The organism is Rhodanobacter sp. Root561 (genome assembly GCF_001427365.1).
In the GTDB taxonomy this organism is placed as follows: Bacteria; Pseudomonadota; Gammaproteobacteria; order Xanthomonadales; family Rhodanobacteraceae; genus Rhodanobacter.
The window spans coordinates 270,384-288,822 of sequence record NZ_LMGH01000012.1 but is presented as its reverse complement, the minus strand read 5'-3'; the positions used below and the strand labels follow the sequence as shown (position 1 = coordinate 288,822).

The 18,439-nt window shown below is 61.9% G+C and carries 12 protein-coding genes; 5 read left to right on the top strand and 7 right to left on the bottom strand.

The features are described from left to right. Window positions 1–56 precede the first annotated feature (56 nt). The 4 genes from ASD55_RS12260 (at window position 57) to ASD55_RS12245 (ending at window position 4,278) form a co-directional block, all read left to right on the top strand. Entirely contained in the window at window positions 57–815 is a 759-nt protein-coding gene (locus ASD55_RS12260) for a heme-binding beta-barrel domain-containing protein (protein ID WP_200946165.1), read from the top strand. 88 nt (window positions 816–903) lie between these two features. Next, complete coding sequence (locus ASD55_RS12255) at window positions 904–1,431, top strand: hypothetical protein (RefSeq protein WP_235577798.1); 528 nt, start codon at window positions 904–906, stop codon at window positions 1,429–1,431. Between the two features lie 165 nt (window positions 1,432–1,596). Beyond that, the gene (locus ASD55_RS12250; RefSeq protein ID WP_056766471.1) at window positions 1,597–2,466 is read left to right on the top strand and encodes an AraC family transcriptional regulator; all 870 of its coding nucleotides are present in this window, start codon (window positions 1,597–1,599) and stop codon (window positions 2,464–2,466) included. Window positions 2,467–2,541: 75 nt separating this feature from the next. Further along, window positions 2,542–4,278: a serine hydrolase gene (locus tag ASD55_RS12245; protein WP_082542763.1), complete on the top strand. Its 1,737-nt coding sequence runs from the start codon at window positions 2,542–2,544 to the stop codon at window positions 4,276–4,278. A 65-nt stretch (window positions 4,279–4,343) separates the two neighbouring features. Here ASD55_RS12245 and ASD55_RS12240 read toward each other — a convergent pair whose 3' ends face one another. From ASD55_RS12240 to ASD55_RS12210, 7 genes are all read right to left on the bottom strand, one after another. Beyond that, window positions 4,344–4,970 (bottom strand): tyrosine-type recombinase/integrase, encoded by a 627-nt coding sequence (locus ASD55_RS12240; protein WP_056766468.1) that lies wholly within the window; start codon window positions 4,968–4,970, stop codon window positions 4,344–4,346. A 149-nt stretch (window positions 4,971–5,119) separates the two neighbouring features. Beyond that, entirely contained in the window at window positions 5,120–6,466 is a 1,347-nt protein-coding gene (locus ASD55_RS12235) for a hypothetical protein (protein WP_056766466.1), read from the bottom strand. Continuing rightward, a complete protein-coding gene (locus ASD55_RS12230) occupies window positions 6,463–12,801 on the bottom strand; it encodes an AAA domain-containing protein (RefSeq protein WP_056766464.1) in 6,339 nt (2,112 codons plus the stop codon). Before ASD55_RS12230 ends, ASD55_RS12235 begins: the two co-directional genes overlap by 4 nt. Continuing rightward, window positions 12,798–13,469 carry a 4Fe-4S single cluster domain-containing protein gene (locus ASD55_RS12225; RefSeq protein ID WP_200946164.1) on the bottom strand — a complete coding sequence of 224 codons (672 nt, stop codon included), beginning with the start codon at window positions 13,467–13,469 and terminating at the stop codon, window positions 12,798–12,800. Before ASD55_RS12225 ends, ASD55_RS12230 begins: the two co-directional genes overlap by 4 nt. Beyond that, window positions 13,466–15,250 carry an AAA family ATPase gene (locus ASD55_RS12220; RefSeq protein ID WP_235577797.1) on the bottom strand — a complete coding sequence of 595 codons (1,785 nt, stop codon included), beginning with the start codon at window positions 15,248–15,250 and terminating at the stop codon, window positions 13,466–13,468. The genes ASD55_RS12225 and ASD55_RS12220 overlap by 4 nt, the downstream gene beginning before the upstream one ends. A gap of 330 nt (window positions 15,251–15,580) precedes the next feature. Further along, entirely contained in the window at window positions 15,581–16,207 is a 627-nt protein-coding gene (locus ASD55_RS12215; protein WP_056766459.1) for a tyrosine-type recombinase/integrase, read from the bottom strand. A gap of 402 nt (window positions 16,208–16,609) precedes the next feature. Then, window positions 16,610–16,960 (bottom strand): response regulator, encoded by a 351-nt coding sequence (locus ASD55_RS12210; RefSeq protein ID WP_235577796.1) that lies wholly within the window; start codon window positions 16,958–16,960, stop codon window positions 16,610–16,612. A gap of 129 nt (window positions 16,961–17,089) precedes the next feature. Between ASD55_RS12210 and ASD55_RS12205 the strand changes: the two genes are divergently transcribed. After that, a complete protein-coding gene (locus tag ASD55_RS12205; protein WP_056766458.1) occupies window positions 17,090–18,397 on the top strand; it encodes a PAS domain-containing sensor histidine kinase in 1,308 nt (435 codons plus the stop codon). Window positions 18,398–18,439: the final 42 nt, after the last annotated feature.

Sequence of the window (18,439 nt, the reverse complement as noted above, 5' to 3'; positions counted from 1 at the left end):
GTTATAGTGCTCATGGAGACTTCCTCTTCTGTTGACGGTTGTTTCGCAACACCATCATGGCCCTCGAGGTCTTAGGGGGAGGAAGTCTCTTTTTACTCATTCAAGCCGACGCCGCTTCGCGGCGCGGCTTAACTCAGGTGTTAGGCCCGCTGGAATCAACTATGGAAAACATCCCCAAAGACATCTACACGGAACCTGAGCCGGCAGTCGATACGCTCGCCAATCTGGGACCGCTCACCGGCATGGCAGGCATATGGGTGGGCACGCACGGCCTCGACGTCAATCCGAAGCCCAACGGCCCCGAAAAGCAGGCTTTCATCGAACACATGGAGTTGCAGCCGATCGATGCACAGACCAATGGGCCGCAATTGTTCTACGGACTGAGGTACCACACGCGGATCGTCAAGCCTGATGACGTCGAGACATTCCACGACCAAGTCGGCTATTGGCTATGGGAACCGGCGACGGGCACCGTGATCCAGACGCTTTCGATACCGCGCGGACAGGCAGCGATGGCCGTCGGCCGTGCCGAGGCCGATGCGAGAACGTTTCGCCTCGAGGCTGTCCGCGGGTCCGAAACAAACGGGATCGTGTCAAACCCGTTCTTGGAATATGCGTTCAGAACGAAGAGCTACATCATCACGGTTGCGATCAATGTCGATGGAACGTGGTCCTACGAACAGGACACTGTGTTGATCATCCCAGGCCAGGCGGAGCCGTTCCACCATACGGATCGCAACACGCTCCGGAAGGTCGGAGAGCCTACGCCCAATCCGACGGCGCAAGCGGCAGCGACCAAACTCCGGAAATCCTAGGGCCAGGGATGAGCCCTAACATTCAGCTCAACACGGACCTGTCGCGGCAAGCCGCGCCAGCCCGGTTAGCTGCACGTTAGGCACTCCGATGCCCATTCCAGCCACTCGTGAAAACCTCACTGCCGCTCTTGCACGGGCCGACGAATCGTCGCGGGCCGCTCGCGTGGAGCGGATTGAGTGGCTGGCTCAGCACTACTTCCATCCGGGTGCCGTGATGGGTGAGCTGGCCGTGCTCCACATGCTGGAAGAGGCTCGGCTCTGTTTCATTTCCGGTCACTTCGTCGGCGCGTTGCTCCTCGCCACGTCCTTCGTAGAGCAGACCCTTAGCGAAGAACTTGAAAACGTGGTGCCTGTACAAGAGCGCCGCACATTCGAGCTCATGATCAAAGCTGGCCGGCAACACCTGCCGCTGCCTAGCGACCTGTTTGACCGCACTGACAGGCTTCGCCTACTCCGCAACCCGTTCACTCACCGCAAAGCGCCTGATCACCCCGAGGCGTTCGGTACGCGATTCCTCGCCACCAAAGCGCACCCCGCTACAATTCTGGAAGCGGATGCGAAGCTAGCCATGGAGGTCATGTATGAGTGGTTCCGGCGTACGCTGCGGAGTGCCTAACAATTCGTCCAAGCCGACGCCGCTTCGCGGCGCGGCTTAACTCAGGTGTTGGTCGATGTCCGCTTCTGGCCGCAGGGCGTCATGCGACCCAAAGCGGACGTGTCGAGTGCCGTACCTGATATCTTCCTCGGCTGATTGTTCCACCCGCTTCGCTTTCTTGGCGCTATGACCCGAAACGTTTTCGAGCATGACCAGTTTCTCGGCGCGCGTCAGACAACTTGGCGTACGTCCGAGTTCTCGGTGTCGGAGTTGGTGCCCACGGTGCCAGAAGACGGTGTTATCGAGCACTCACACGCGGAAGCGCATTTCGTCCTGGTGCTGGAGGGAGACTATGTATCGTCCGCCTGCGGACTGGCAGGTGCCAACAAGGTGTCGAGCACCCGTGCCGGACCGATCCTTGTTTACAACCCGCCGGGGACCTTGCATCGGGATCGCTTCCGCAGCGAGTCCGGCCGGTTCGTCACCGTGTCACGGTCGCTGGCGGCGCAACGGGGGCTGGAAGAGGTCCTGACCCTGCCCGATTACGCCATGACGCCTGGTCCGGCCGCGTTGCATGCAGCGCTGCGGCTAACCCACGCCGATGATGATGGCGCGCTCGCGCTGGAATCGCATTGCATGGAATTGATGAGTGCCACGGCGACGCGTTACGAGGAGGTCTTCGAGCGGGCCCCACCCTGGCTGCTGCGGGCGCGCGACTATTTGCATGACGACCTTGAAAGCTCGCTTGCACTGGTCGAAATCGCCTACGCCTGCGGTGTGCACGCGGTGCATCTGGCTCGTGCATTCCGCAGACATTTCGGCTGCTCACCCGGTGCTTACCGGCGCCGCCTGCGCCTGAATCTTGCCGCGGCGATGTTGACCGCCGACACGGCCGACATGAGCGAGATTGCGATTCGTTGCGGATACTTCGATCAGGCCCATTTTTCGCGCACCTTCCGCGAGGCCTTTGGTTTGCCGCCAGGTAGTTACCGCCAGCGTGCCTGGTCAGTACGGCGACAGCCAGGTTCAACCCGTACAAGATCGCCGCCGCTTTAGTACCCACAATGAACTCAATCCGGACTGCGGTCGCGGTCGCGGTCGAGTATTTCCATCTATCCTGAGGTGTTGTCGATGCGCGTTGCGCTGCTTTGCCTGTTGCTGCTGCTTTCCGTGCCCGCTGATGCGGCTGTTCCGCCTGACCTTGTCGGGCTGTGGGGCAACGAGACAGTTTCCGGCCCACTTCTAGCTGGCACCATTACGGTGGATGGGCGACAGGCACCGTGGCGGGCCAGTTTGGGCGGCCTGTCTGTCACGGTCGATCGCGATGGCGATGCGGTTAGTTTTACCATGCCGGGTGACCAGGGGCACTTCAGGGGCCAGCTTGTCGACGGTGACATCAACGGCTTCTGGATCCAGCCACCCGGTCTGACGCTTGCCAGTGCTTACGCCACGCCGGTGGTTCTGGCGCATGGCCACAGCCAGGTCTGGGTGGGACAGGTAAGTCCTTTGCCGGATCGGGTGACGCAGTACCTGAATATCCAGCGCAAGCCAGACGCCTCGCTGCAGGCCTTCCTGAGCAACCCCGAGTACAACCTGGGTCGTGGTATCGCTTATGACGTGCACGTGGACAACGACGCCGTCGTGTTGACCGATCCCAAACGTAAGGGCTGGGCGTTGAACGGTCGTTTCGACGAAGAGACTGATCAACTACGCATCGATTGGCAGGGCATTGCGGTGTTTCCGTTCACGCGACGCGATCGCGATCATGCGCTTGGCTATTACGTGACGACCCCGGCCGACGCGCACAACACATATCGCGTGCCGGTTCCCGTTGATGATGGCTGGACCACGGCGGCGCTGGGAGAAGTGGGCATGCGGGTCGCCCCGATGACCGAATTGCTGCGGCATGTGCAAACCATCGCCACGCCCGAACCCGGGCATCCACAGGTGCATAGTCTGTTAGTGACGCGGCACGGCAAGCTGGCGTTCGAGGCCTACTTCCACGGCTACTCGCGCGAACAGGCTCACGACACCCGCTCCGCCGGAAAATCCTTCGCGTCCTTGCTCGTTGGCATGGCGATCGATCACGGCGCGAACCTGTCGGCGCAGACGCCGGTGCTTTCCCTGTTTCCCGAGTACCAGAAACTGGAGTATGTCGATGAGGCCAAGCGTGCCATCACGGTAGGCGACTTGATGAGCATGAGCTCCGGTTTGGCCTGCGATGACGATGCTGCCAATTCACCCGGCGCCGAAGACAAGATGCAAGGCCAGCAGGACGAGCGCGATTGGTATCGTTACGCGCTGGACCTGCCGATGGTGCAGGCTCCGGGTGCGGATAAGGCGGTGTACTGCTCGGCCGGCATCAATCTGCTCGGCGGCGTAGTCCGTCAGACTACGGGTCGCCGACTCACCGAACTGTTCCGCGACTGGATCGCCGGCCCGATGCAGATGCGCGGGTATCACCTCAATCTGACGCCGGACGACGATGCCTACCTAGCCGGCGGCATTCAGCTGCGTCCACGCGACATGCTCAAGCTGGGGCAGTTGTATCTGGATGGTGGCGTCTGGCGAGGACAGCGTCTGGTGGACTCGAGCTGGATCGATGCGTCCGTCGCTCGACGCACCACCTTCGGCCCCAACCACGACTATGGCTATGCATGGCATCTGCACACGTTCCGGGCACAGAACCACGACTATCGCGCGTACGCGGCCGAGGGTAACGGCGGCCAATTCGTGATCGTGGTCCCGGAGCTGGATTTGGTCGTGGCGATCACCGCCGGCAGCTATCGTGAGTTCTCTACGTGGTATCAGCTACAGGATCTTGTCACCGACTACGTCATCCCCGCCGCGCTGCCCGCGGGGCGATGAAGCGTCCGCTTCTGGCCGGATAGCGACCGTGCATCGTGTCGCCATCCGGCTTGGCGTTGATCTGATCAGACCTCCGTCTGCTCTGCAATCTCAAGAGCATCTTCTACTTCGATGCCGAGGTATCGCACCGTGCTTTCCAGCTTGGTATGTCCAAGGAGCAGTTGCACGGCACGTAGGTTCTTGGTGCGTCGGTAGATCAAAGTAGCCTTTGTACGGCGCATGGTGTGCGTACCGTACGCAGCAACATCCAAACCAATTCCTGCGATCCACTCATCGACGATCCGTGCGTATTGCCGGGTCGAAAGGTGGTCCGAGTTGTGGATCCGGCTCGGAAACAGATAGGCGTTCGATTGAAGCTGAGCCTGCTTGATCCAAACGGAAATTGCCTCTCGCGTCGGCGCGGTAATTTCAAACTGAACGGGGCGCTGCGTCTTCTGTTGAAGGACGATGGTGCGAGCGGAAATGTGATCCGCAGAACCAACATCGCGTACCCGAAGCTTGACCAGGTCACACGCCCTCAGTTTGCTGTCGATCGCCAGATCGAATAAGGCAAGATCCCGAACCTTCCTTGCCAGCTGAAGGCGGATTCGAATTGCCCAGATGTCGCGGAGCCTGAGCGGAGCCTTTTGTCCGGTAAGTTTGCCCTTGTTCCAGGGTTCGTGGCGTTGGGTGGATGTATCGATCGTATTCATGGTGGACTCCTACCGAGGTGGTGGAGCCTGCCAGCGTGCGCCGATATCTCGAATGGGCAATGTTCGACCCGAAGCGGTCACTTCGATACAGTCCTTAGCACGGCCATTCAAGTATCCTTCGCCTTCCTCATCGGAGATAAAGCGACCGATCAGCTCGAACCCTTAGTGCGTTCGCTGGAAACTCTGCCATCGTCATCGAAATCAATTGCGACAACCTTTAGCGGCACTTCTCCGATCGCTAAGGCCTTCTCAATGGTGAGGGCGCTTCCCCTGTCGGCAAGCAGCGAGCGCAAGCGAGTGAATTCGCCACACCAGATCGTTTCGATGTCTCGGTCCCGACCGCGATCGTGCGTTCCTGAAAGCGAGACCGCGCGCACCTGCAATTTTCCACTTTCCGCACTGCCGCCAACTTCGACGCCATACCCCGGTGTTGCCGTCTTGCGCAGCACGACGCGACCGGCGTCGGCCCATGCGGTTTGCATGCCTTCGCGCACCTCATAGCCTAGGCTGGCCAACCCGTCGAGAACGACCTGGCGACGGGCAAACGCCGCACGGCGCCGCAGTTCGTCCTGGACCGCCGCGACGCAGTGCTCAGTCAACGCGGCAACCTGCTGCAGGTCCGGATCAGGGTCAGCAAGGCAGGCCGCGACTTGTGCGGGCAAATCCGTCGTCTGCTCCAGGAGCAGGGTCTCCAACTCAAGCGCCAGGGACTTCAGCGTGGCCAGTTGGTCTCGGCGCGCCTGGTAGTCAGCTGTGGATTTGGCGATATCCACGATCAAGCTGTCGAGCAGCATGTTCCGTTGCTCGACACGCGGATCCTGCTCGATGGCAGCGAGCCGCTGCAGGAACGGTTCTGCCGTAGCGGCGCCATGCAACGTCTGCAGTTGCGCGATGTGTCGATCGATGCGATCGAAACGTGCCTCGCGGGTGGTGTGTTCTTCCGCCACCCATCTTGACGGGCGCTCGACCTGCAGCGACCTGGCCAGGTCGCGCTGGGCTTCGGTCAGCGAACCGGCAGCATCAATCTGGCCCAGGGCAGCAAACCCTTCAGCCAGAATTGCTTCGGCATCCGCTACGGCGCGACCTTCGGCAATCGCCGGCAACGCGTCGAGAAGCGATTGTTTGACGGGTCCCTTGCTGGACTGCAACGTCCGCAGCAGGGTGGCGGCGTTCTCGCGCAACTGCCGTTGCGATCTACGCTTTTGCGCCGCCTTGGCGACGGCCCGTTCCTCCTTCTGCACCATATCGCGATCAAGAAATTCGATTTCGATGGGCACCTGCTTCTGGAGCTCCGCGAACTGATTGCTACGCAGCAATTGGCGAAGACGCTCATGCCGCGCATGCGTGCTGGCCAGATCCCCTTCTTCAAGTTCTCCGATGCGTCCAGCCCGCTCCTGCCAGTTGGCCAGTGCCTGTGCAAGGCGCCGTAGGTGTCCTTCGCAGATCGTCAGAATCTCCTCGCGGGTGACGATGCGCACAACTTTCGGACCGCTCATGGGAATGCCTCCGTGGAAACCGTCAGGTCGGCATGGGTCGGCGACGTCGGGGGCTCGCCCACCGCAGCCAAGGCGCCTTCAATGGCCTGCCTGAGCGCCCGGCGTTCGGCATCACCGTCGCGGTACCAACCCTGCGATGACACCCGGTGGATGTGCGGAATGGAACGACGCAATACCTTCCGGCGCCAGATCTCGCGCGAGCGGGCGCGGCGGAGCAGTGGGTGTCGCGGGCTATCGCACTCGATACCGAGGGCATAGAGCCGCGTTTCGGGATCCTCGATCGCAAAATCCAGACCAAAAGTATCGCCTTCGTTCGCTGGCACCGGGTCCCAGCCCAGTGACCGGATGTAACCCGCCACCGCCGCGGTGAAACCGTCGCCCTGCAACCGCTGTTCGCCGCGCACCGGTAGACGATCGGTCTGCAAGCGGTTGAGCAGATTCTGGCCATTGGCGAACTCGCCCGACGACAGCAAGCGCGCGTACTCGAGATAGCCCTGCAGGTAATCGCGAGGACTCATCGGCGCCCGCTGCGTGCTGAGCATGTCGGAGACATCGGCAATCGGCATCGAGGTAATCATCACCACCTTCTTGCGCGCGCGGGTCACCGCCACATTCAGTCGACGCTCGCCGCCGGTCTGCCCGAGCACGCCGAAATTCCGGCGGAAGGTTCCCTGGCTGTTACGGCCGAAGGTCGAGGAAAAGACGATGATGTCGCGTTCGTCACCTTGCACGTTCTCGACGTTCTTGACGAACACCGACATGTCTTCGCCGTCCTCGCTGCGCTCCCGCTCTTCGGCGTAGGCGCTCTGAAAGCGATCGTCCTGCTCGGCGCGAAGCTTCAGCCGCTGCTCGATCAGGTCCACCTGTTTTCGGTTGAAGGTCACTACGCCGACGGAAGGCCGTTGCTCGGCCGGTTCGCACCAAAGTTGTGCCAGATACTCGACGACCCGATCGGCCTCCTGCGCATTGCTCTGCTCCTGATAGAGGCCGTTGACGTGGATCATCTCCAGCGGCTTGGCGGCCAGAATTTTGGCGGGTGGGTGACGGGCCGGAATGCTCAGGCGATTGCCGTAGAACGACGCGTTCGAAAAACCGATCAGCTCCCGATAAGTAGAGCGGTAGTGAATTTCCAGCGTGGTCGTCGGAAGCGCGCCACGTGCCAGTTGCAGCAGGTCCGGACAATCCTTGATCTCGCGCCGGTTCCAGGTATCCACGAACTGCTCGTGCTCCTCCTGTTGCGCTTCCTCGTCCGGCATGTCGCCGTCGAAGAGCTCAGCCTCGTCGCTTTCGACGCGGCTGGAGAAGAACGAAGACGGCGGCATCTGCTTTTCGTCGCCGCTGACAATGACCAGACGACCGCGGAAGAGCGTGGGCAAGGCAAACTCGACCGGCATCTGCGATGCCTCGTCGTAGATGACCGCATCGAACAACGCTGGGCGCAGCGGCAGCACCCGACTGGCGACGTCGGGATTCATGAGCCAGACCGGGCGCAGTTTCATCAAACCGATGTCGGCGCCAAGCTCCATGAATTCGCGCAAGCGGCGGGACCGCGGCCCGCGCAATCGGGTGACATCTTCCCACTGCCGACGGGTACCCAGGCCATCGCGATCAATGCCGGCGCCGAGCAACTGTCGATTGAGTTGGCGCATTTGTGTATCGGCTTCGGCGAGGCTAGCGATCTTCGCCAGCGCCTCGTTCTGCTCGAACAGCAGCTCGGGGTGCTCCTGTTCGATGCGCTGCTTCCAGCCCAGGCGCGCCTCGCGATTGATGAGGCGGCGAGTGGCTGCCTCCAGGCGTTCACCGAGCACCTTCTCGAGCACAGCGTGGCGCGAACGCAGAAGTGCGAAAAAGGCCAGGTCCGCCGAAGTCAGGTGCGCTGCCCTGGCGCGAAACTGCTGATACGCCGCCAGGTGCGGCGACGCGCCGGTGAGTGCGCTGAGCAGGGCCCTGTTGCTCTGCCCTTGATCGATCGCGTGGCGCAACTGCCGGATGAAATCGGCCTCGGCCCAATCGGACAGGCGTTGCAAACTATCGAGGCTGTGCTGGCGTGCTGCCTGGCGAATCAGGGCCGCCTCGGTTTCCGTCAGCAGCGCTTCCAGCGCCGGCCGGCTATCAAGAAGCACGGTGGCCTCCAACGGCGCTGCTCGCGGAGCCGCGGCGATCAGTACGGCCAATGCCCGCACCTGGCGCAATTTACCAAGCGTATCGGCCACCCCCATCGCAAGCGCGGAGCCATTGTCGATAGCAGCTGGCGACAGGCCCAGTTGTTCATGCAGTTTGGCAAGCTCGGCCCGCAGCGGGCGCAAGCTGATTTCCAGACGCGCGGCGGCGAACAGGACACCCACTCGGGGCAAATCAGGATGACCGTCGCCGTGCAGGCGGAGGAATGCATTCACCTGGCGGCCGCGAAAGAAATGCAGCGGACTGAGCTTCGCGAACCAGGACGTGGTGCGCAGGACACGCTCGGCCTGCACCATCAGACGACTCAGTTCAGGGGAAGTCAGGGTGCTCAACACGGGCGACAGCTGCTGAGAATAGTCGCGGCTCTCGCACTGCTGGAATTGGCGTTTCAGCTTTACCAGTGCCGAGATCGCGTCCGTGCCAGCATCGGACTCACCGGCCATCGGGCGGCGGAACAGCGGAAGCCAGCGTGCGAGGCGCTGGCGCTGACCTGCGGACAAATCGAGTAGCGCCTGTGCCGAACCCTGCAACCAGTTTCGGTGCGGTGTCGGCTCGTCCACGTCGAAGCCGGCAGGATGGGTTTGCAGAACGTCCAGCCTGGCGGTCTCGGATTCGTCAAAGCGGCGAAGGTCGTCCTGAAATGACTGCAACGTTGCTGCGTCGTAGGCAAATACCTGCAGCTGTGCCAGCGGGCTTTCTTCGTAGTGTGCGGGCAACCACAGCCGCACCAATGGTGCGCAAGCCTCCTCCAGTCGCGCCAGGCTGCCCATGTCCATCTCGGCCAACTTCCTGCGCAAGGCCGGAAACTCCAGCGGCGGCTCGCCTTGCTCCAGTTCAATCAATTCGCCGAGCAATTGGCGGTAACTCAGCCCTGACTGTTCGTCGTTGTCATGTAGGCAGGCATGGAACCGATCCAGCTCGCCTTCCAGTGATTCGATACGGGCAGCGAGTCGCTCGCGCTGACGGTGCCAGGCATGCGCGGCTGGCTCGCTAGCGAACAGTGCATCCACTTGCTCCCGAACGCTGCGGATCACCGGCTCCCTATCACGATTGACATCGTTGAGCATCACGATCCGGCTGCCCAGGCCCTCGGCGATCAGTCGTTTATGCACTACCTCCAAAGCCGCATGCTTCTGGCAGACGATCAAGAGGCTTTTCTGCCGGCCAATCGTGTCGGCCACCATGTTGACGATGGTCTGGCTCTTGCCCGTACCGGGCGGCCCTTCGATCAGCAGCCCCGGTGCCTGCCTGGCCTGGAACACCGCGTGCTCTTGTGATGGATCGGTGGGCGCAGTGAAGAAGCGCTCGAGTTCGGGCGGTGCAACGGCCGGCTGCGTCTCGCTGCCAGCATCAAGACGCAGCGCGGTTTCCAGCCCGGTGCCGCTAGGTGACATGGCCTTGAGTTGGCGAAGATCCTCGCCGATGGCCTGACCCATGAACGTGACATGGAAGAGGACGGCAGCGCAGGCCAATTCATCCTGATAGGCAAGCACCTCGGTCGAGGTTGGTGGCAGGTTTCCGAGCACGCGTGCGCGGGCCGTGGCGAGCAAGCCGAACGCATCCATGATGTCTTGCGCCCGCAGGGCGGATCGGCCAAGCAGTTCATCCACAGCCTTGCGCCAGGCCTTGCATTTCTCAACACCCACCAGCGCCTCCAGCGCGGGGTTGATGCGCACCTCATCGCGCTCGCTATCGAAGGCCACGGATGCCTGACCACGACCACCCAGCTCGACTTGCAGCTTGATCGGCCATAGCAGCAGCGGTGCAATCCGTGTCCGGGTATTGCTGCGTGCATCGCGCGTGAGCAGGAAGGGGAAGCCCAGATAGAGACCGTCGATGCCCGTGTCACGTTTGTACAGCGTGCTTTGCCGGGAAAGCCCATGGAGCCGCTGTTCCAGCGCCGGATTGGCGGCGAACGTTTCAGGGTCCAGCTCGATGGACTGGCCCTGCCGCTGAAGCAGGGCATCAAGCAGCGCTGGCGCCGGGCGACGGTCGGTAGTGAGCTCGTTGACGTCGATACGGGCGGTGGTCTTGCCGATGTTCATCTTGGTCAGCGGACCACGCATGACAGCGGTGCTGATTTTTTTCTCGAAGAAATCGAGAATCTGCGACACGTATTGCTGTTTCTGCGGCTCAAGCCATCCTTCACGCGGTACAGCCAGCAGTACAAGCGCCTTGGCCAACGCGATCCGCCGCTCCAGCCGGAACCGGTCGGCCCAGGCATCCACCGAACCCAGGCCGCAGCGTGAGAAACCGGTGATGCGCTCGTCGACATTTCGATACAGATCCTGACGCCCAAGCTCCAGCAAACTGCGCGCCGTGTCGGCGTCGAACAACGCCACACCTGCATCCGCCGCCAGTTGCACCGCTTCGGCGGTGATCGTATCGGCCGACCGGAACTGGCTGATCGCCGCGCCAAGCAGCACGATCAAGTCTTCCTCGCTGATCACCCGCCTATCGGACAGCGACTGCACGCCGGGATGCTCGCTGTCGGGCAGCAGGCGTTGGCGCTCCTGCCACTGCGCAACCAGGCGCGCCCGCGATGTCGACAGCAGGTAGATGCGCAACTGCTGCTCGTCCAGTTCGATGCTCTGGTGGCGCGCGCGTTGGCGCACCTCTTCGGCGCGCGCCTTCAGTCGCGACAGCCAGTTTTCGCCGCCAATCACTTCGAGCAGATCCGGCACCGGTCCGCTGATCAGCCGGTAACCTTCCAGCGGGTGTTCGAGCAACCAGCCCGGGGTGACGATCTGCCCGCGCTGGATCAGGGGGATATCCGGATTGAGCAGTTTCAGCGCAAGCATCAACCGGAAGTCGTCTTCCAGTTCCTCGTTGCGTGCGACCTGACGCAAACCGGCGAGCGACCGCGCCGCCAGCCCGACCTGCTCGGCCCAAGTGACGATCACTCCCCGCAACAGGTGGTCCAGCGCCTGCGCCCAATGTGGCTCTTCCGCCGCTACCAGCGCGAACTGGTTCGGCGTGTGAAAGCGGCGCGTGCCCAGGGTGATGACCGCACCATCCTCATGACTCCCTTCGACCGGCATCGCAGCCGGTACGCTCACGGGCTCGCCATCGAGCCATGCCTGAACTTGCGGCCATTGCCAACGCTCGTGGCGATCACGTACGAGCAGGCCACGCAGCAGCAACTCCAACTGCGGATCGAGGCCCCCGGGCAGCAGCACGCCGTGCGCCAGCACATGGATCAGATAGGCATTGGAATGGATGCCTTCGAAACAGGCGCCTTGCGTCAGCTGCTCCAGCAGGATCATGCCAAGGCTCCACCAGTCCGACGCCGGCGCGACGCCGCCGGCGATGGCTTCGGGTGCCATGTAGCGACTGATCTCAAGCGGCGAAACGATGTCGAGATCGAACTCGGACAGACGCGCCGAACCGAACCCGCTGATCACCAGGTCCAGTGGTTCGCGGCTTCTCACCAGCAACGTGCCCGGGCGCAGATCGCGATGCCGCAATCCCGCCTCGCTGAATGCATGCAAGGCCTGGCCAAGTTCGCGGACAACATGGCGAACCGTAGCGAGATCGTTGACGACGATGCCTAATCCGGCCAGGGTGCCGCCAGTCAGCTCCTCGGCAACCTCATAGGCACGATCACTCCAGCGACCGGTGGCGATGATCTCGGGCACATGCTCACGAGGCAGACGACGCAACACGACGTAGACCGCCGGGTCCGGCTCGGCACCGGCCCGATAGAGGGTCAGAACGGCCCGCCTGCCGTCCTCGTGTTGGGCCTGGTAGCGTTCGCGCACACCATCGGTACGACTGATTTCCTGCAACAGTCGCCAACCATCGATCAGCGTTTCGGTGTCGCCGGCCGTGCTGTCCGTCTCAGGCCGTTCTATGGTGTCGGACGCCTCGGATGACGGAGCCGATGCAGGTTCGGCGCTGCATTCCAGGCACATCAAATCGCCAGACTGCATGGCATGGCCGTTGGCGCAACGCAGCGTTCCAGCACCGATATCGTCAGGCGATTCCTGCTCGGCCAACGCGTGTCTGGTGACGACGGGCTGCGGCCGCCAGCCGGCTTCGTGGATCGACTCGCCTGCCAGATCCCAGCCACAAGCGCGGTCCTGCACCGTGCCTTCGCAGAAAATTTCGTGAAGCGCGCGCTCAGTTTGGCAATTGGGGCAGAAACGCATCATTCGGGCAGATTTCCTGACGCGCTGCGGGATGCGGTGTCAGCGCTGATCTGCAGACTGTGCCCATCGTTTCGCAGCAGGTCTCGCAAGCGCAGCAAGTCATCACGTGCGGGAATACCTGCCATCCAGACGCTGCCATCGTCGTCGACCATCAGGTCAAGGGCATGATCGTCCGGCCGCAACGGTCGTTCGAAATCCGCAAAGCGCTCACGCCCGAGGTCGGTCAGTAGGTTCAGTCGCTGATTGTCGCTGCCACGCAGCGCCATGGACTGGGGTTGCTGCCGATCGAAGGGATCGGAGATCAGCGCATCGATCAAGCCGTCGGCACGGCCAAGCGTCTCGGCGAGTTGCTCCCGTGGGTACCCGCTGTAGACCAGAATGTCGATGCCACTGCGCTGACGAAACGCCTCCAGCAATTCCAGCAGCGCTTCCGGCTGATCGAACGGCTCACCGCCCGACACTGTGATGCCATCGGCCTCGGCAAGCCAGGGCTGCACTTTGTCGAGCAATTGCCCGACGGTGGTCCGATGACGGCCCGAGCCCCAAGTGTCCGCGGAAATACAGCCGGGGCAGCGGATGCTGCAACCCTGGAACCAGATGCCAAGGCGGCGTCCAGGCCCCAGTGTCGTCACCGGGAAGTGCACTCGCGACAGATCGAGCGGCAAATTCAAAGCGATACCAGCCGCAACCCGCCTGCCGACAATTCCGGCACGTGAAAGCGGTCGCCCGGTTTAGCGTCTTGGTCGAACAACGCTCTTGCCAATGGATTGATCAGATGGGCTTCCAACTGATTGCGGATGCCGCGTCCGCCGTTGGAAAGATCGTTGAGGCATAGCTGGCGCAGCGACTCACGAGCCTGCTCGGCGAGTACGACCTGCAACTGCTGTTCGCCAAGATCACCGAGCGTGGCATCGACCATCTGGTCGAAGATCTCCGCGGCGACATCCTCGCGAATGAAATCGAAAACGATGATGTTCTCGCCGATGCGATTGAGGATTTCGGGGCGGTTGAGCACCAGTTTGAAGTGGCGTTCTATTTCGCTTCCCACCTTCCGTCGGACTGTCTCAAACGCGTCGCCATGCAATACGTTGGCCACCCGTTCGCCGTTTTCATCCTGGCGGTAAATGCCGAGGTTCGACGTAAAGACGATCAGCGCCTCGGAGAAGTAAACGCGGTCACCGCGACCGGAGGTAAGCACTCCGTCGTCGAGAATCTGCAGGAATTTGTCCAGGATGCGCGGATGGGCCTTTTCGATCTCGTCGAACAGCACCACGCTGAAGGGGCGCTCGCGAATGGCATTGGTCAGTTCACCGCCGACGTCGTAACCGACATACCCGGGAGGCGCGCCGATCAGGCGCTGATCGGAATGTTCGGCGCTGAACTCGGACATATCGAAGCGGATATACGCGCTCTCGTCGCCGAACAGCAGGCTCGTGATGGTTTTGGCCAGTTCGGTCTTGCCGACACCTGTCGGGCCGGCGAGAAAGGCGACGCCTCGGGGGCGGCTACCCTTCCGGCTGGCACCGACGCCGGTCATCGCGCGCTTGACGATATCCAGCATGTGGGTAACCGCGTGGGTCTGACCCTTGACGCGACGTCGGATGAAGCCGTCGGCCTCGCGAATTTTCTGGCGATCGATTTTCAACCAGGGATCTTCGGTGACGCCTACTTTGTAGCGCCGCACGGCGTCCGCGATGCGCTCCATCGCCACGCCTTCGACACGGGCCAACTGCGCTATGGCATTGAGATCAAGCAGCAGCAGACCTTCGGTACTTTCGACAAAGCTCTGGCTCGCCTTCTGCAACGCATCTGCCGTGGCGCCCCGGCCGCCATCGAGGCCGCGCAACAAGCTGGCGGCCACCGCACGACGAGCCAGCAAGTCGGGCTTGGACACGGGAATATGTCGCAAGCGCGGGTTGTCCACCAGCAGCCAGTCCGGCAAGTCGCCTTCCTTTTCCACAATCCAGAGCACGGTATTGAAGAACGGCTTGCGCCGCTCGCCGGCAGGACGGGGCCTGGCCTGATGTGCCAACACCAGTGCCTGGGTGAATAGCTGATGTTCGGCAGCTGTCAGCCCATCGCTCCGAACGACGAGGCGCGAAGCGAAATCGACGAGCAAGGCGATCGGTTCGCCACTGCGATTGATGAGACGTGGCAGTGTGGCGCTGAGAAGGTCGGGACCCGCTGCAGCGGCACCCTCCACCGGCGTGAGTCCCAAGTCACGGAGCAGCGTTTCGTCGGTGGCTGGATCGGAGTCGGACCGTGCCAGCACCCGAAAACCTGCCAGCGGATCCCAACTCAGTACCTGGTTGTACCCGGCCTCAAGCAAGGCGTCTCGCAAGCTCAGGTTGAAGGTCTGTGGCGTGATCACGCCGGGCGAAACCTCGCAGGCCTGCAAGTCGCTGACGTTTCCCGACAGGACGAACTGGCTCTTGAGCGGCAGGAAACGCAAGAGATCCCTGAGCCATCGAGGCTTCTGGAAAGACGATGAAGCTTGCACGGTAATAGCCCCTCCCCATGTCGGGCCTAATCCCTAGAGTAGCCGCATTCTGTACCCCGAAACGGCCATTTTGATCACTGGTGTCGAAGGGGCGATCCATAAACCCGTCTCACGGGGTGGGCCGGCCATAACCTATCCCGTCGCGAATGTTTCACTTTGAAATGCTGAGCCGATCCACTGGCTTTTCACTCGGATGCTCGGAGCCTGCATGTTGGTGAATGGCTGTTCTTGGCCGGATAGCGACCGTGCCTTGTGCCGCTATCCGGCGCACAGCCTTTCCGATCAGACTTCGGTCTGCTCTGCGATCTCAAGAGCATCTTCCACTTCGATGCCAAGGTATCGGACCGTGCTTTCGAGCTTGGTATGTCCAAGGAGCAGTTGCACGGCACGTAGGTTCTTCGTCCGTCGATAGATGAGCGTAGCCTTTGTACGCCGCATGGTGTGCGTACCGTACGCAGCGACATCCAATCCGATTCCTTCGATCCATGCATTGACGATTCGTGCGTACTGCCGGGTCGACAAGTGGTCCGAGTTGCGGATCCTGCTTGGGAACAGAAAGGCGTTGGATTGAAGCTGAGCCTGTTTGATCCAAGCGGAAATTGCATCTCGCGTCGGTGCGGTGATTTCAAACTGAACCGGGCGCTGCGTCTTCTGTTGAAGCACGATGGTGCGAGAGGAAATGTGATCCGCAGAGCCGACATCGCGTACACGCAACTTGACCAAATCACATGCCCTGAGCTTGCTGTCGATTGCCAGATCGAACAATGCAAGGTCGCGAGTCTTTCTTGCGAGCTGCAGGCGGATGCGAATTGCCCAGATGTCGCGGAGCCTGAGCGGTGCCTTCTGACCGGAGAGCTTGCCCTTGTTCCAGGGTTCATGGCGCTGAGCGGATGGATTGATCGTACTCATAGCAGACTCCTACCGAGTTGGTGGAGCCTGCTAGCGTGCACCGATGCCACGAATGGGCAATGTTCGACGTGAAGCTGCCGGTGGCGACCGTCTGCTTTCGGAACGGCTAGTTATCGCCGCTGGTGATTACCACAGTGCGGGCAGGTCGCTGAGCTGGCGTCGCGCATGAAGAGCCGGTGCCTACGAGCATCGACGGGGGCTTCGGATGGTCTGATCAATCCTGCTGTCGTCGTGGTTCCGTGGAAACTAGCTACGTGTTCGTTTAGCGCCTGTGGCTTATTGGCTGCCGACGGCTCAGCTGTGCGGTCATGGATTTGCCCACATCGTCTTCATCCGAACTACACGGCAGCAAGTTTCCTGCAAAAGCTGGCTCAGCGATGACCGACTCCGAACGTGGAGGCATCAGGCGGCTGCCGGCCATGGCAGCACCGTCACCGCGGCTAGCAGCGCGCGGCGATCGTAGGGCTTGGGCAGGAAGATCACGTTGTCGGGAAACCATGTGAAGCTGCTGCGTGGATCCGCCGAAGTGAGCACGATCGGCATCTGCCGCTTCATCTGCACGCGCCTAGCGAGTTCGATGCCATCGATACCGCCAGGCATCTGGATATCGCTCAGCAACAGGTCGACGGTGGCGTCGTTCTGCAGGATATCCAGTGCGATGGTGCCATTGCCGGTCGTGATCACCTTGTAGCCTGCGGCCTCTAACACCAGCGCCGTGACTTCACGGGCGTTGCGGTCATCTTCGGCCAGCAAGATGGTTCTGGTCGGGGTAAAAGTCATGAGTGATCTCGGGCAGAAGATGCACCGACCTTGACCCGCGCCATGTAAACACGCGGTGAGGCCGAATTAGCCCTATGCTCGGTCTCCATGACGAGTGCACAAATGAACGATCTTGAGCGCTACCGGCAATTGCTCGCCTTTTCGGCGGACGGCGTCCACGAACTCGACTTGCGCGGTCATATTACCCGCATCAATGCCAGCGGCTGCGCCGTGTTGTGCATCGCCGATCCGGCTGCCGCGCTCAGCCAACCGCTGGCCACGTTTTGGCCGGAAGCGGCCCGTGACGTGCTCGAAGCATCTTTGGCCACCGCGCGCACCGGCCGATCCATGCAGTTCACCCAGGTGCTGCCATCGGCCAGCGGCGAGCCGGGCTGGTGGCTGATCAGCGTTCACCCGTATGTGGATGCGACCCATCAGGTCGATGGCATGGCTGTGATCTGTCACGACATCACTGAAGCGGTCGAAGCGAAGCTGGCGCTGGACACGGCGATCGTCGGCCTGGCCAGCAGACTCAGTCTCAGCGAATCCGCTCGCGCCGTCAGCACGGTTCGCAACCAGAGGCTGGATGACCAGTTGGCGCGCGCACGGGTTTCACATCAGCAGGGCGCGGGCCGTGAGCAGTCGCTGAAGCTTCAGCTTGGCCTGGCCAGCGCGGCCCAAGCGGTCGCAGAGCACGCTGCGCTACAATCGCAGAAGAACGAGGCCATCGGTCAACTGGTGGCTGGCCTATCGCATGACTTCTCCAACATGCTGCAGATTGCTGTGGTCGCGCTCAGCAGCATCCAGGACGATCCGGCCAACCTCACCGATAGTCAGCGCCGCTTGCTGGGCTATTCGATGGACGGCGTGCACCATGCTGCGCAGCTGGCGCAGCGCCTGCTGGCATTCGCTCGCGTGCATCGCTACACGCCCGAGCCGGTCGAGCTGGTCGGCATCGTAGGTGACATCGAGAATTTCGCGCGGCACAGCCTCGGCGCCGGTATGGATTTCCAGATCGAGCGTGCCGCCACCGCACTGTCGACCATGTGCGACCGTCATGCGATCGAGCAGGCCTTCATTAACCTGTGCATCAACGCCCGTGATGCCTGCGGCGGGCAGGGTGTGATCACTGTGCGGCTGGGTGGGTTGACGGTGACCGCGGAGCACGGCAGCACGCTGCGACCGGCTGGCGACTACGTGACCCTGGCTGTGATCGACAACGGCAGCGGCATGGACGAGAGCGTGCGCGAGCGGTTGTTCGAACCCTACTTCACCACGAAGCCCGAAGGCAGCGGCACCGGCCTAGGCCTGGCCCAGGTCTACGGCGTGGTGCGCCAGGCCGGCGGTTTCGTGGACGTCGAGTCCACGTCCGGCGTCGGCACTACCATGACGATGGTGTTCCCGCGCCTGCAACTGCCTTCTGCCGACTAGCGCCTCATGCGTGCGGAAATAGGGGATCGGATTGAGGTTAGC